General features: G+C 44.7%; 19 protein-coding genes. All 19 read left to right on the plus strand.

The annotated features are described in order from the left end of the window. Positions 1-4 precede the first annotated feature (4 nt). The 19 genes from DFR44_RS08975 to DFR44_RS11805 all read left to right on the plus strand — a co-directional run bounded on the left by DFR44_RS08975 (position 5) and on the right by DFR44_RS11805 (position 14,703). Positions 5-850, plus strand: a complete 846-nt coding sequence (locus DFR44_RS08975) for a hypothetical protein (RefSeq protein ID WP_133621227.1) — start codon at positions 5-7, stop codon at positions 848-850. A 29-nt stretch (positions 851-879) separates the two neighbouring features. Beyond that, complete coding sequence (locus DFR44_RS08980; RefSeq protein WP_133621229.1) at positions 880-1,587, plus strand: hypothetical protein; 708 nt, start codon at positions 880-882, stop codon at positions 1,585-1,587. Next, positions 1,574-1,807: a hypothetical protein gene (locus DFR44_RS08985; RefSeq protein ID WP_133621231.1), complete on the plus strand. Its 234-nt coding sequence runs from the start codon at positions 1,574-1,576 to the stop codon at positions 1,805-1,807. The genes DFR44_RS08980 and DFR44_RS08985 overlap by 14 nt, the downstream gene beginning before the upstream one ends. Before the next feature lie 445 nt (positions 1,808-2,252). Then, complete coding sequence (locus DFR44_RS08990; protein WP_133621233.1) at positions 2,253-3,209, plus strand: ABC-three component system protein; 957 nt, start codon at positions 2,253-2,255, stop codon at positions 3,207-3,209. Next, positions 3,193-3,432 (plus strand): ABC-three component system middle component 8, encoded by a 240-nt coding sequence (locus DFR44_RS11750; RefSeq protein WP_133621258.1) that lies wholly within the window; start codon positions 3,193-3,195, stop codon positions 3,430-3,432. Before DFR44_RS08990 ends, DFR44_RS11750 begins: the two co-directional genes overlap by 17 nt. Next, the gene (locus DFR44_RS09000; RefSeq protein WP_133621234.1) at positions 3,429-5,207 is read left to right on the plus strand and encodes a DUF2326 domain-containing protein; all 1,779 of its coding nucleotides are present in this window, start codon (positions 3,429-3,431) and stop codon (positions 5,205-5,207) included. The genes DFR44_RS11750 and DFR44_RS09000 overlap by 4 nt, the downstream gene beginning before the upstream one ends. A gap of 139 nt (positions 5,208-5,346) precedes the next feature. Further along, positions 5,347-6,876: a hypothetical protein gene (locus DFR44_RS09005; RefSeq protein WP_211336925.1), complete on the plus strand. Its 1,530-nt coding sequence runs from the start codon at positions 5,347-5,349 to the stop codon at positions 6,874-6,876. Further along, positions 6,877-7,728 carry a hypothetical protein gene (locus tag DFR44_RS09010; RefSeq protein ID WP_133621236.1) on the plus strand — a complete coding sequence of 284 codons (852 nt, stop codon included), beginning with the start codon at positions 6,877-6,879 and terminating at the stop codon, positions 7,726-7,728. After that, positions 7,729-8,013 (plus strand): hypothetical protein, encoded by a 285-nt coding sequence (locus DFR44_RS09015; protein ID WP_133621238.1) that lies wholly within the window; start codon positions 7,729-7,731, stop codon positions 8,011-8,013. 55 nt (positions 8,014-8,068) lie between these two features. Beyond that, complete coding sequence (locus DFR44_RS09020; RefSeq protein WP_133621240.1) at positions 8,069-9,496, plus strand: hypothetical protein; 1,428 nt, start codon at positions 8,069-8,071, stop codon at positions 9,494-9,496. A gap of 3 nt (positions 9,497-9,499) precedes the next feature. Further along, complete coding sequence (locus DFR44_RS09025; RefSeq protein ID WP_133621242.1) at positions 9,500-10,210, plus strand: hypothetical protein; 711 nt, start codon at positions 9,500-9,502, stop codon at positions 10,208-10,210. A 25-nt stretch (positions 10,211-10,235) separates the two neighbouring features. Continuing rightward, positions 10,236-11,813, plus strand: a complete 1,578-nt coding sequence (locus DFR44_RS09030) for a hypothetical protein (RefSeq protein WP_133621244.1) — start codon at positions 10,236-10,238, stop codon at positions 11,811-11,813. Positions 11,814-11,826: 13 nt separating this feature from the next. After that, complete coding sequence (locus tag DFR44_RS09035) at positions 11,827-12,435, plus strand: aldo-keto reductase family protein (RefSeq protein ID WP_133621246.1); 609 nt, start codon at positions 11,827-11,829, stop codon at positions 12,433-12,435. A 27-nt stretch (positions 12,436-12,462) separates the two neighbouring features. Continuing rightward, positions 12,463-12,696, plus strand: a complete 234-nt coding sequence (locus DFR44_RS09040) for a hypothetical protein (RefSeq protein WP_133621248.1) — start codon at positions 12,463-12,465, stop codon at positions 12,694-12,696. After that, positions 12,693-13,187, plus strand: coding sequence for a hypothetical protein (locus tag DFR44_RS09045; protein ID WP_133621250.1), 495 nt, complete (start codon positions 12,693-12,695; stop codon positions 13,185-13,187). The genes DFR44_RS09040 and DFR44_RS09045 overlap by 4 nt, the downstream gene beginning before the upstream one ends. Beyond that, on the plus strand, positions 13,180-13,890 hold the full coding sequence (locus tag DFR44_RS09050; protein ID WP_133621252.1) for a lysozyme family protein: 711 nt from the start codon (positions 13,180-13,182) through the stop codon (positions 13,888-13,890). Before DFR44_RS09045 ends, DFR44_RS09050 begins: the two co-directional genes overlap by 8 nt. Then, positions 13,887-14,267, plus strand: a complete 381-nt coding sequence (locus DFR44_RS09055; protein WP_133621254.1) for a hypothetical protein — start codon at positions 13,887-13,889, stop codon at positions 14,265-14,267. The genes DFR44_RS09050 and DFR44_RS09055 overlap by 4 nt, the downstream gene beginning before the upstream one ends. Next, positions 14,248-14,460: a hypothetical protein gene (locus DFR44_RS09060; protein ID WP_133621256.1), complete on the plus strand. Its 213-nt coding sequence runs from the start codon at positions 14,248-14,250 to the stop codon at positions 14,458-14,460. Before DFR44_RS09055 ends, DFR44_RS09060 begins: the two co-directional genes overlap by 20 nt. A 60-nt stretch (positions 14,461-14,520) precedes the next feature. Then, the gene (locus tag DFR44_RS11805; RefSeq protein ID WP_133621257.1) at positions 14,521-14,703 is read left to right on the plus strand and encodes a DUF4184 family protein; all 183 of its coding nucleotides are present in this window, start codon (positions 14,521-14,523) and stop codon (positions 14,701-14,703) included. Positions 14,704-15,292 lie beyond the last annotated feature (589 nt).

Genomic DNA, 15,292 nt, shown 5'->3' on the forward strand with positions numbered 1-15,292 from the left:
CGCCATGTCTATTTATAACCCTATATCCAGCATCAGCAACGCCGCCATGAGCGTTGGTGCCAGTGTGTTGGGTGGTGTGACCCAGCAGTTCGGCGCGCGCCTGGGAAGTAGTTTAGCGGGTCGGCTCGGTGCTGCTGCCTTGGGTCAAGTTGCTCACGCTGCGTCACGTCGAGTCGCGGGCGTGGTGGAACCTTTAGCCAATCAAGCCGATGCGTGGCTGAATGGACAATTCAACCAGATGCTTGGCAGTATGGGATTGAATTTATTTAGTTCCGATGTGAATTTGAGCGATGGCGCGCTTAATATCGCTGGCGGCTTATCATTCAAAGACATGTGGCAAACGGTACAAGAAATAGATGCTTATACACTGTCCCGCAAAAACTTTTATGTACTTGAAATCAATGACCGCAGCGGACAAAGCCCGACCGCCAAAGACGGGCGACACAGCCTGTTTAATTTATTGACCACCAATCTATCATTTACACCCATCACCATTAACAGTGAGGCGGTCGCAATTGGCTCAGTTGAACTCGACAAATTACAAACGTCAGCACGTACAGAAATGAGTTTGACATGCCTAGACGACCAATGGGGCACCATTAAAAATTGGGCAAAAGGTCGAGCTTCAGCGGTCGCACCATCCGATGGTACATTTGCCGTGCCATTTTTATACTTGTTTGATGTCAAAGTGATATTTGGCACCAATGTTGAGCAATCCAGTTATTACAACGAAACATACACCATGCGCCTATCCGAAATGAGTCACGAGTTGTCGCGCAGCGGTCAAGCATTAGAAGAGGTCACGCTAAAGTTCACGCAATGGGACACCTTCATGCCTTCATATTTTTAAATTAACCCAAACACCACTCCATCAAACGTATGTACATACCCAAATTCAGCACCACACGATTACAAGTTGAGCTCCAAGAACTTAAAATTAAAGACGTTATTGCCCTGTGCGAAATACCTGCGCATTTAAATGAAGCAGGGATTGGTGAAGCACTCAAACGCATGGTCAAGCACAGCAACATTCCAATACCAGAATGGACGGTGCAAGAACGCTATGCCGTTATCTGCGCTTACATCACTGCCAAAGAACAAAAAGACTGGCCCGCAACCGATACAACCAACTATTCACAGTACCCGATAGCAGTGGATGTGGTGCAGTCAGTTTACTCGTTTGAGTTTGATGGGGCGCATTTAACGGTCGTGCCTTTGGTGGGTGAGTACATCGAAGCCATGGAACGATTGGTGATGAGCGGTGCGATACATGAAAAGCCCACCGCCATGACTTGGTTTATGGCCGCCGCAGCCGCTCAAATTCGTGAGGGTGAAGACGAGGGCAGTGCTGAGGAACTGATTAAAGCGCGTTGTGCTCAACTACAAGATTTACCCGAAGAGACGTTTTATAAGTTGCTTGATGAGTTTGCGCAAGGGCTGATGGTCAGTGCGCATCTATTCAATGTCTGGTATGCCGATGATGGTGTGGTGTGTTTACCGAGGGAGGCTGGGATTGAGACCCCAGCCCGATTTCGGTTTGATGCCTGCCTTAGCGAGCAGTCGCGCGAAGTATTTGCAAAGCATTAAAGAGTTGGCCGATGGCATAGCGATTATTCGTGGTTATCCATTGCAAACGGTTGAAGATTTAACCGTCTCACGCGCCAGTGAGTTTGTGACAGGTAAAGCTTGGCTGGATGCTCAAAAACGCGAAGAGGATTTAATCAGTGCGCAGTTTGATGCCGTCAAAGCCATTGTTAAAACAAACGCGGCAGTGGGTAATGGCATCATCAAGAGTCTGGGTCACTGATGCGTCGATAGTCAAAAACTTACTTTGCTTTGCAGCGCATGAGGGGTGTTTGCTGGTCAATGCTCAACTTGCCGTTGGGTGTGATGGTGCATGTGTGATTTTGGTGTGCAGGGGCGCCGTAATCATCATCGCACTTGAGGATCCCTACACAGGATTATGGACTGGATTTATTTGTTATACAGCTAGTAGAAAGTTTTATAAAATGGCAATAAACAGTTTGTGATGTCTACAGGTGCTTTATAATTCGTCAAAAAAATTATCATTAAGATGTAATCTGTTTTTTATTGCTGTAGGCTCTTTGTGAGTAACACTTGGAGTGTGAGGAAGCAGTGATCCTGAGCAGAGCACTGGACAAAAGCATTATTTTCAAATAGTCGAGTATGTTTGAGAGTTAAAATAGCAGGCTGTTTTGTAAAACCTAAAGTAAATAGACAAGGGAGTGATAATGACGAAGTATGCTTATGAGAATCTAAGCTCTGAACAGTTTGAGCGTTTGGTTGTGTGTCTTTGTCAAGAGTTTTTAGGCCTCTCCACACAAGGTTTTACCTCAGGACGTGATGGCGGTCGAGACGCTAAATTTACAGGTACGACCAACGGATTTCCAAGTTTCACCGATCCTTGGTGTGGTACAGTGATAATACAAGCTAAGCATGTTCAAAGTGCAAGTAAAAGCTGCTCAGAAAAAGATTTTTATGGGAATACAGAGTCAGTCATTGCGTCAGAAATTCCGCGTATTCGAAAATTGAAGTCTTCAGAAGAATTAGATCACTATCTACTTTTCACAAATCGCCGACTATCAGCGGATACCCAAATGAGATTGAAGACCGTTATTTGTGATGAATGCTGTATTTCATCTGAATCAGTGCATTTGGCTGGAGTTGATGATTTAGAGATCCTTTTAAAACGCTTCCCAAATGCTGCTATATACGCTGATATTGATCCAATTGATTCGCCTCTAATTGTTTCACCCTCTGATTTGGCTGATGTTGTTGAGCGTTTTGATCAACAGTTCTCAGGCGTGGACTCGTCCGTTTTTTGCGCTCCTGTCGAAAGAACAGGTTATGCGATGAAAAATCATTTGAATAACATGTCTGAACCTTTTGCTAAAGAACTTAAGAGTAAATATCTTTACCAGACACGACAAATTGATGAGTTTCTAATGGCTCCTGAAAATAGAGATATATCAGAAAAGTACCAAAATACAATTTGTGAATTTCAGCTAAATATTATAGCTAAGCGAAAAGATTATCAGTCTTTTGACGAAGTTATGATTTATTTGCATCGATTGTTAACAGAGCGGGACCCTGTGTTAAAATCTAAGTCAAAACTAACTAGGTTGATGTTGTTTTATATGTATTGGAATTGTGATATCGGAGAAAGTGATGATGCTCAGACCAACTAAACACAATCACCCTGATCAAACGGTAATTCATCTGTGCGTAATTTTGCTAAAACAGATAAGAAAAAAACGCATTATCCGATATGAAGAGTTACATGAGTTGAGCAAGAGTAAGGTTAAAGGAGGTGCGTTTTTATTTCAAGACACACTTAATTTACTGTTTTTACTTGGGCTAATTGAATACCACGAGAAAAATGACTCTGTTGAATATACGGGCACAAAATGAAACTTTCTAAGTTGTATACTAATAAAAGTAGCTTGTTTAATCCTATTGAGTTTAACGATGGGTTGAATGTTGTTTTGGCTGAAATCCACTTACCTGAAAACAAACAAAAAAATTCACATAATTTAGGAAAATCTTCGTTAGGTACAATCATTGACTTTTGTCTTTTATCCAAACGCGACCCAAACTTGTTCTTGTTTAAGCATGAAGATGTTTTCAAAGAATTTGTGTTTTTCCTTGAAGTTGAGCTTGCAAGCAACTCCTTTTTGACTATTCGCCGTTCAGTTGAGCTAGCTTCTAAAATTAGTTTTATGAAGCATGATTTAAAATTTCAAGATTTTTCTTCGGTAGATATTAGCGATTGGAGTCATGCTGAGGTTCCGTTTGACAAATCAAAAACTCTTTTAGATGGTTTTTTGAACTTACAGAGTGTTGCACCTTATGACTTTAGGAAAGGAATAGGGTTTCATTTACGTTCTCAAATCGACTATGAAGACTTATTTGAGCTTAGAAAATATCGTGGCAAACATGTTGATTGGAAACCATATGTAGCTCAAATTTTAGGGTTTGATGGCGAGTTAGTTAAAAATCAATACTTGCATGAAAGTTCTTTGAAAGAGAAGAGAAAAGAGATTGCAAGGAAAAAAGCAGAACTTGGGGACGTAGCAGATGGTTTGAGCCGAATTGAGGGCTTAATTCAGATAAAACAAAATGAGTTAGAGCAGAAACAGAGAGTTTTGGACTCTTTTGATTTTGCTTCTCAAGACCAAAGTAAAATAACACAGCTTGTTGATGGTCTTGATGAGGAAATTGCTTACTTAAATCAAAAGCTTTACTCGTTAGAGTTGAATAACAAGAGAGTTCAGCAGTCACTCCAAAGTACGATTATTTCTTTTGACCCAGAAGGTGCTAGAAAGTTATTTGACGAAGCAGGAGTTGTTTTTGGTGGTCAAATAAAAAAAGATTTTGAACAGTTGATTAAATTTAATCGAGCCATATCAGATGAGCGTCAGGCTTATCTCATTAAGGAGCGTGAGCAAATTGAACAAGAGAGTCAAGGATTGCGTTCAGAGTTGTCCAGACTAAACTCTGAGAGAAGCCAGAATCTCAAATTTATAGGCTCTGAAGATATTTTTGAAAAGTATAAAGTTGCAACTGGTGATATAACCGCAATTAGATTAGATTTGAGTATTTTAGAACGTCAAAGACTGCTAATTAACGAGCTTCATACTATGCAGTCGGAGGAAAAAGCATTGCAAGAGATTTGTGATTTTCAAACAGCTTCGTTGTTAAGTAATATCAACACGCAAAATTCAGAAAAAGGAAGTTTGTTTAATAATATCCGCTCTTATTTTACAGATATAGCCCAAAGGGTTTTGGGCAGAAATGCTTTAATAAGCGTTGATGTTAATGGAGAAGAGCATATATATTTTAAAGAGGAGTTACTGAATGATTCTGGTGGTTTTACAAGTGGAAATCGTGGGCATTCATATAAAAAACTTTTGTGCGTTGCATATGATCTAGCACTACAAAAAGCGCATTTGAATGATAAATACCCTCATTTCGTTTTTCATGATGGTGTGTTTGAGTCGTTAGATGATAAACTAAAAGAAAACTTGCTCAATGTATTCAGAGAGTATACTGAAATGGGTGTTCAATCTATTATTACTTTAATTGATTCAGATTTACCTAAAAGCAAATTTTCAGATGAAGAAATTATTTTGATGTTACATGATGCTGACCAAGGCGGCCGTATATTCAAGATGAATTCATTTTAAGTTACAGAGGTTTGAATTGAGTAAAACCGTTTCGTGGAGTTAAGATCAGTGATTCCTAATTTACCATTTAAATTAAGGAACTGTTACTCAAATTTACTATAAAAAATCCTATCATAGACCCAATTCAAACTGGGTCACTATGCAATCTTCCTCAATCCTAGATGCCAACGGCCAAGCATTCAGCTACGCCAGTGCATCTGACATTCAAAACTCAGGCTACCAATCGAACACGCAAATTGATGCAGTGTCGATTTCTCAAGTCTTGTCATCATTTGAGATGCCCAGCCGTGTGCGCTGGGAGGTCTACAAACAATACCTGTACATGATGAGTGACCCGATTATCTCAGCGGCGCTCAATTTGCACGTGACCCAATCACTCGGTGGACATGAAACCACAGGCGAGGTGATTTTCATTGAGTCCAAACCAACCGCCAACGCCAAAGAAAAAAAGCTCATCAGCGAAATCAACACAGCCTTGTCAAATAAAATCAACGAAATCGCTTATCAAATTGGATATGTTGGTATAGGGATGGGTGATGCGTATGCTCGGTTGTATGGCGAAAAAGGCAACGGCATTATTCATATAGACACCTCAGAGTTCTATCTACCTCCCTTGGTACAGTCCTTTGAAAAAGGCGGTCGCACTGTTGGCTATGAAGTCTCAGTCGATAATCGAGAGCTCATTCCGTTGACCGTCATGCAAGTGGCACGACTTAAAATGCCGCGAATGCTATTTGTACCACAGCCTCGTGCACAATATAACCAATGGAAACAAGCCGTCGCGCAAGACGACTTCAATGCCTTGCCCAACCTACCTGCCTTGGTTGGCGGTTCATTTTTAGAAGCAGCAGAAAAACCATTCTTTTTATTACAGTCCGCACTCACAGGCCTAAGTTCAAGCCGCATTTTAGATTCAGTACGTGAATCCATGTTCGGTGTCAACATGCAAGACATGACGCATGACCAACAAAAAGAGTTTTTCAGTCGCGTGTCAGGCATGTTAATGGCCTCCAAAAAAAGAGCGGCGGACGCCATAAAAAACCGTGAACCCGTTGTCGAAAAAATATTTCATTTGATTCCCACCTGGCGAGAAAAACAACTGTACGCCATTGATGCGGGCGGGACGATTGCAGGTGGTGGCAACGCCAAAGGCTATGATACTGATGACGTGATGTTATACGCCAAACTGCTTGCAGGTGCATTGGGGTTGGATTTATCAATGCTCGGTTTTTCGGACATATTGTCAGGAGGATTAGGTGAAGGTGGTTTCTTCAGAGTCTCCGCGCAATCAGCGCATCGAGCGCGAATGCTACGCCAAGCCATGTCGGGATTTGTTCATCATGTGATAGATGTACATTGTCAGTACAAATACGGCGGCATTTTTAGCGAAGCTGATCGACCCTATACGGTCAATTTTGTAGGCTCATCCAGTGCACAAGACCGAGAGCAACAAGAGGTGCAAGAGCGCAAAATGGCAGCATCGGCTACTTTGGTTCAAATCATGCAGCAGATGAAAGATTTAGGTCTTGATTCAAAAACCGCCACCCATCTATTTAAAGAGCAATTGGGCTTCGATGAAGACGACGCAGTACTATACGGCCAAATATACACAGGGGAAGTCACAGAAGATGGCACAGAACCTCACTCAGCAGAAACAGAGAGAACATAAATGGGCATCACCACAGACATCATTACTTATAACGTCAAAGAACTAGGGCGCAGTTTCAGCGGGCAAAAACGAGCATTTAATGTCGAGGCCTTTATGCGACTTGTCAATGGAGACAAAGCACAAGAAGCGGTTAAAAGTGGCGACATGGTGGGTTACTTAGGGCATGACATTCGTCGTAATTTTGGTTTGCGGCCACCTGAAGTGGCACTAAATAACGGCCAGCTCATTCCAATTGAGCCCGCCTTCACAACCTGTTACCTGAAAGCATACGCGGATGGCACGGTCGAGCATCAAGAGCGATTTTTAGACACGCCTTTAGGCAAAGTAACGCAAGAGTGGCATACCTCAAAAACAGGCGGTTTTTCATCCGTGGTCGCACCAGATGAGCGTCATCCGACTGACTTTCTTGGATTTGACTATGTACGCAGTCCCAACTTCAATCGTAACCGTGGCTATGTCATGGACAGCAGTGACGTGGAATGGGGGCAACTCACCAACAAACAAAAGATAACAGCCCTTCAAGAAGCGCAACTTGAACAAACGGCGGTGTTTGATGCCATGGTGCAAACTTTAAACCAGCTATCGAAAGCGGGGCACTATCAAGCGGCTCAATCAGAACAGATGCTTGAAGCCATCGCTCAACTAGAGTCCGAAGCCCAAATGCGTGAACAATTGCTTAGAGAGGCGCGATGGCAGGTTGCACAAAACGCGCCGCCACACGAACCGATGATGCGCTTATCCGTTGGGCCAGCCAATTGGCTTCAAAATGCGGTGGCAATTTTTGATTCGGCGCAAGAGCAACGTCCACGAGCATACGCCAAACCTTTAAGTGTATTGAAATATTTTAGATAAATGCAAAAGCTTATTGACTCACCATTTTTACTGAATCAAGTCAAACATTGGCTCGCCACTTCAACTAATGGGTATCTCGGTTCTGGTTATGGCATAGACCTCAAAGCGTACCTGCATAAACCAATGAATACTTTTGATGGGGATGCGATTATTGACAAAATGCGGGTTGATATTTCGGCGTTGGGAGCGCTCCCTCGCAGTGTCATCAACTTGTATTTTGAAAACGCAGGGCTTGATGGGAAAAAGTTGCACATTACCATTGGTGATAATGTTTTAAGTACTTAAACACCATTTCGGAACGGCTAAAAAGAACAGTACATTCATCGCTTATGCTCTAGCAATGAGCGACATTCTCACTAAAAAAGACCTATACGACAGTGCCCTTCAAGAGTTGGCGGCTTACCCAGAGCTTGCCATACGTGTACAAGCGGGCGACACTTTAATAACTCAGCAAATGGGTGCCATTGCACAGATGCTTGCAATGGTCTCATGGCAAATAGGACTGGCAGAGGTCGAACCATGGACACGCGCCCGAGACAGTATGGTGCTGGCCGATGCCACCGCCAAGGGCGTGATGCCCTACGCCAAACCACCGCGTTGGCGTATCAACATAAAAAACAACAGCCAAACTACGAATACGATAGAAGCAGGGCGGCGTCTACTTGATAACAAAAGTCGCGTATGGCAAGTGATTGATGGCGCCACAGTCCAGCCTCAAGGGTTGGCCAGTGTCACAGCCGTTCAACGAGAACGTAAGACGGTGAGCCATACAGTCACCCATACGGCTAACTTCTACAAAATCGAAATACCACCGTTAGACATTGACCAATACTTAATCGCAATTGATGTCATTCGCAAGACAGATCAAGTCACATTCAAACTGGCCGAACGCTTCAACAACACCGAGCCCAATGACGAGGTCTATCACCTCATGTCAGACGAATCCATGCGCTTATGGATTGAATTTGGAATTGCAGGCATTGCAGGCTATGTCCCATCCTTGGGAGAGCAGTTTGATGTTGTACTGTATTACACCTATGGTCAGACACAAATCAGCAACGCCACACCATTTGGCTTCGAATATAGTTTTTCGAGTGAATCCGACAAACAGACCGAACTTTATGCCGACGCCATGCTCGATGGTGGTGCCTATCCCCCCAATATTGTTGAAATGCGGGAAATGACCAGTTTTCCGTCTATCTATGACGAAAACGCCGTGTACCTTGCCGAGTTCCAATTTCTACTCACACGCAAGCTTGCCCCATTTGTCTTTTTGTCGGTGTGGAATGAACAACTCGAAGAGGCAGTGCGTGGAGCCAGTATAGACAACATCAACACCTTATTTGTTTCATTCATCAAAAGCGATATTAGTCCCGAGCAAGCACAAGCACGCATACGTCAGGTTATCGAATACGCCGATGACAGTTATAAGGTGCGCTTTGTTGACGTGCTTGAAAAACACATTCCCATCGAGATACGATTGCGCTTATCGCCCGTCCATGATTTTGAGTCTGTCAAAATCCGTATTCAAGAAGTGTTACTGGCTCAATATGGTCGTGACTCACAATGGGCCAGACGCGGCCGTAATCGAATCAATTGGCGCGCCACAGGCGAACTACTCAAAGACAAAATCACAGAGCTACAAGATGCCATCAGTGACCTCAGTATTGCTGTGACGGATGACAGCATCGCCAGTTATCCAGAAGAGTTTCGCTACGTTTCAAAACAGAGCATTCAAATTAGCAATGATGCGTTGGTGGTGTTTTAGCGCATGGGCATACACAACCTTACTCCCTTACAACAATCGGCTGCTTATGATGCAGTTGAAGCCCAACTCAAGGCTTTGACCATCCGTTTATGGCAAAAACACATGGCAGATGCGGCGCAAGACATCAGTGTGTACTGCGCCCCACATTGGGGTTCGCGCGACCTTATGCTTAAAAACCTCAAAAACGATGGGATTGCCAGTTTCAATACCGTCAACCTTGAGCGTGACAATGCCCGCTACTTGCTGCTGGCCGAACGCCACAACAATCAAAAGAGAGGCTTACATTTCCTGCGTACATTCATCAAGTGCGCTTGGGGCAATGACTTTCAAATCAATCAATTATGGCAAAAAAAGAGCGAACCCTATCCAACTTGTTTAAAAACTGCCGACGAAATAACGGCTGAAGGTGAGGACAGGAACGACTATTTTTTAACGAGCAGACTCAGCATAGAATTAAGTGGCTTTGTCAGAACATTCCCGTCAGATGTGGCGCGGAGTGTGCGCTCAGTGCTGGCTGCCCGCTTATTTGTGACCAAGGTATTTAGAACCTTACCCCTGCTGACAGAGTTGGGGTATGCACACGATGCGCAGGTGGTCTCACTGTCCACTATGAGCAGCAACGACACCATTGACGAAACTTGCGTATTTGATAGCCAGGTATTTGTTAATTGTAGCGAAGCAGCCTCATTGGCAAGTTTAACCATTACTTTATAACACCGTAGACCACTGGAATATATACATGTCGACCGCATCACAATTGAGTTTGAACTCAACCATCACTGTAGAAGGCTACGCGGCAGCGACCCATAACGTGGCCGATGCCAACGGTTTTAAAATTAACCTGACAAAAGTTCAGCCTGTGGTTAAAGGCGTACCACAAGGCGACTATCCCGCAGTTGGCATGGTGCTGGGCAATGGGCAGGTGCGTATTCGTGCCACGATAGACTCAAAGGACAGTGAATATGGTTTCGATGAAGTTTGGATTTATGACGGCAACAGTGATGTTGTATTCTGCAAGGTCAAGCGTTCAGATGGCGGTATTTTAGACTATGTTTCCCCCTATAAAAGCTCGGTCATCAATTACACCATTCGCTTCACCACTTTACCCGCAGGAACCGTCACGATTGTGGCCGACTCAGGTCAATCGCTGGCATTGGCCGCTTTAGATGCACATATCGAAAACGAACAACCGCATCCGAATGCCCCTTATGCCCAATACGATACGGTCGGTATCAATGCCAACCTGTTGACCAACGGCGGCATGGACATTTGGCAAGAAAACACCAATTTCAACATTGCCAAACTGACGTTGCCCTACACCGCAGATTGTTATGTGGTGCACGGAGGTCGTGCAAATGACACGGGCGGTATTAATGTAGTGATGGCGCGTTGGCCCGCCTCGCCGTCGCATAACGGCGCCGCTGTGCGCGGCATTGACGATGCGTTACCCCGTGGGGTTGATCGTTTCATGGCCTGTTATCGTGGAGGAGCTGGGTTGGTCAGCATTCAAAATCGTTCTTTACAGAATTATTACACCTATGCGGGGCGGCGGGTGGTGTTCTCTCTTTATGCTCGGATTGCTGGTTATAACGGCCAAGCCTTTAACGTTACAGAGCATTTGCCAGAAGAAGGCCCCACCTTGCCGTGCGTTTTAGGGGTACAACGTGTGGTCAGTTCAACAGGAACGGGCAGTGTATCTAAAAATGCAGAAATCACACCATATTGGAAACGGATTTATGTGGTGCTCGACATTCCTGCGCCTGATGAAGGCAACAATCCTTTGACCATTCCCAAAGAACGCAGTTATGCAGAAATGTTTTTTCAGGTGCAATCGGCCGCTTCGATTGAGGTTCACACCACGGCTTGGAAGGTCGAAGATTGTGTGTACCCGCATGACTTTCCAATTGAGCGCATCAAGCCCAGTCCGTGGCTACCCAAGCCGTTCAGCATTGAATTGATGGAATGCCAGCGCTATTACTGTAAAAGTTATCCCACCTATGTCCCCGTTGGTACGCCTTACCCTGACCAGTTTCAAGCGTCAGGTTTTAAACGGACGTTGAACGACATCAACGATCAAATGATTAATACCACCTCAACTCAGTTTCCAATTGAAATGATTTCTAAACCAGCCATCACGATATACAACACGGTAACAGGGGCTGTTAATAATGCGTGTTTGGTGAGCAGTGCAGCCACGCCCAATTACAACGTTGCGGGTATGGAGTGGGGGACTAAAGGCATTCACAGCATCGCCTTTACTGGCTACAACTCCAATGTGGCTCTTGAATATCACTATGCAGCCAATGCGCGTTTATAAAGAAAGAAGCCTCATGCAAGCGACATACATCATTTCAGACCATCCAGCCACCGCACACGAGGCCGCCGACATCAGCACGCCTCAATATCAATATATGCGCAATTTAAGTACAGGTGAACTGGATGTGGTTCAGCATCTGGTTACGGGTGCATTTGTGCCATTGGGGGTGGCCAGTCCTTTACTGGATGAATATACGAATTATATGGCCATGGGCGGGAAAGTTTTGGATGCGCACAGCAAGTCCAAGCAAGAGCAGCTCACGGATGCCAAGGCTCGCAAACTGGCTGAAGTCGCGCAAGCCGCACAAGCCTTTATCGACCAAGTCGTACAAAATGCCGCGCCACAGATGGAGCGGGATACTTATCCGCTTCAGGCCGCTGAAGCTCAAGCATGGGCGCTGGATAACAGCAGTCCAACCCCTTTACTCGAAGGGATTGCCTCTGCACGACAAATTGACCTTGATGATTTACGACAACGCACATTAGAAAAATCGCAAGCTTGGCAAACGTTATGTGGACACATTATCGGTCAGAGACAAGCGTTTGAAGACCGAATTGAGCAAACCAACACAATCAATGGATTGGATGACATCGTCATTCAGTTTGAATCTGCGCTCAAATAGCTTTATCAACACAAGAAAGGACATGATGTGGATCAGACTCTGATTAATTGGCTGGCTTTAATTCTGACAGGAGCCATGAGTTGGTTTTTAAAATCGCTATGGCAATCGAATAACCGGTTAAAGAATGCGTTTCACTCCATTGAATTGATGATGGCGATTGAGTATGTCACTCAGGCAGATTTGGCCCGTAACAACAATCATATCAATAAGAAACTCATACAAATTTTAGAAACACTTGAAGCAAAGGCAGATAAAGCATGATTCGTAAACACAATAAACTAAAAACCAACCGTTACAAGGCACAAACGTCCCATAAGGCACAAGCACCCCATAAAGTCTTGGACACCCACATCAAACCAAACACAAACAATGGCAATCCGCTGACTCGCTTGTATGAACAGCACTTTAAACGTGCGCGATTCTGGGGTGTGTGGATATTGGCCATCATTGCAACAATGTTGCTGCTTTATACGGATGCAGACCATGGGCTTTATACCGCGCTATTCTTAACCACACTGTTCACGGGTTCGATTGCACTGGCCTATAGTCATTTCTTACGAAAGGCCATGCTGGATTACGTTGATTTGCGTGAGTACGCCATCATTGCCAAAGGCCATCCGACCGCAGCGGGTTTAGTGGTGTTGGCCGTTGCCATCTTAATGGTGGGCTTGCTCAATTTATTGGGTGGGTTAATGCACGACTTCAGCAATGCCAATAACTTAATGCCGATGGCTGGGGCGCTCCATGATTAAACGTAGCCTCATCATATGGGTCATGTGCTGGCTTGAGGTGGCTCGGGCACAGAGCTTACACGCCAATATGCCAGCGCAAGCGCCCACATATTTGCCCATGCTCAAAGCAGAAATCACTAGAGCCATGCCCACACATCGACAACCCAGCTATTTTGGAGGTTTGGTTGAGCAAGAGAGTTGTATTAGCTTAACTCACTCCAAATGCTGGAACCCACGCAGTCAACTTAAAACCAGCCGTGAAGAAGGTGCGGGATTTGGGCAAATCACACGCGCATACCGCAATGGGCGATTGCGATTTGATGCGTTGGCAGATGGCAAGCAGCACATACCAGGCCTGTCAGAGTTGAGTTGGGATAATGTGTATCAGCGTCCAGATTTGCAACTTCGCTTGATGGTGGGAATGGTTAAGCAATGCAATGACCGTTTACAACACATTGTACAAAACCCCGTGCCACGTTATCACATGTGCGATGCTGCATACAACGGCGGCATAGCAGGTGTTCTTAATGAGAGAAGGGCGTGCCATCTGTCGGGCGACTGTGATGCCAATCGGTGGTTCGGTCATGTAGAGCGTCACTGCCTAAAATCAAAGAAAGCGCTATATGGCCAACGTAATGCGTGTGACATCAATCGCCAGCATGTCCGTTCCGTGTTTTTGTCGCGCCGATATAAATACAAACCTTATCTGGGAGAAGACCGATGAAGATGCTTGCACCTCAATTAAGTGTGCCATTCAAACGAGTCATCGTTTATATAGTGGCTGCGTTGTTATGCCTTGCCCTAGTCGTTTACTTATATCAGCAGCAGATTCAAAAAGCGAAGGAACAAGCCAAGGCCGAAGTCATGAATGCCGTCACGCAATCAACCTTGCAAGCGATGCAAGAGCAACAGCAAGCGAATAAGACGGCCAACGAAAACTACATCAAAGCCAATGCGGCCACTCAAGCGAAAGCCCAGCAACGTTATCAAGAGGTCACTACTTATGAACATCAACAATCCAGCAATTCTAAAAACAAGCCTTGCACTGCTGATGATGAGTTTGTCCGCCTGTACAACCACAGTGGCAACACTGCCCCCTAAGCCCTATCTTGATGTGGCGTTGCGTCAGCCGTGTGCCCCCTTGCCGCAACTACGAATCAACAGCAATCAAGATTTAAAAGCTGCGGTGTTGCGCAATCGAATAGACAGTGAAGCCGTACATGAAGAATGCGCATCGCGGCTCCTTGCAGTATTGCAGGCTATGGGCATGATTGAAAACAAGGTTGATAAATAATGCTGGGCTCAAAACAAAGTAAAATGTTCTGAAATCGTAGAATGAACATCACACCTCCCCATGCCATTTACACTTTCACATCCAGCCGCCGCTCTTCTTTTTAAAACGGTTTTTAGAGTAATACCGTTTGGGTTCTCAGCACTCATTATTGGCAGCATGATTCTTGATGCCTCGTATTTTGTCCATAGCTTACCGCCAAATGAGACAGGCGCATCCAATAACCGTGGCGGCAAAGCAGGGTAAACTAAAAGGCAAGCCATAAAAGCAGGCCAACCATCATAACGGTCGATTTCATTGTATTAAAACGCAGCAAGGTGGTGTACAATCACCACAGGACGAGCATCACTTGGTGCTCGTTTTTGTTGGGAAATACCCTAAGTAAAAGTACGGCTGGGGTATTCAAATGTTTTTTAGAAAAAAAGTTAGGAAAGTTTTTACTCGACTAATTGCCTTGTAAGCCATTGTTTTAAAGGGTTTAACGGGTTGTGCTGGAGTAAGGCACGTAAAAATCTAAAAATTATTTGAAAAAAGGTGTTGACAGGGTCGCGGGTTCGGTTCATAATTGCGGTCTTGGATGTGACGACGCAGTAGCGACGAAGCAAGCAAGAGATAAGACGGAATTAAAGTAGTATATTTAAACGCAAATAGAGACGGTAGGGGTGTTTCAAGGGGTAAGTGGTAAAGCTGCAACGGCGGCAAGCCTTTAGAAACAAACGATTAAGTGATGGGTTCTGGCTCGTCATCCTCCACCAAATGTTGGATCGAAGACGGGTCTTTAGCTCAGTTGGTTAGAGCACTGTGTTGATAACGCAGGGGTCGATGGTTCGAGTCC

Origin of the sequence: Hydromonas duriensis (assembly GCF_004363775.1) — a bacterium.
Classification (GTDB): Bacteria; Pseudomonadota; Gammaproteobacteria; order Burkholderiales; family Burkholderiaceae; genus Hydromonas; species Hydromonas duriensis.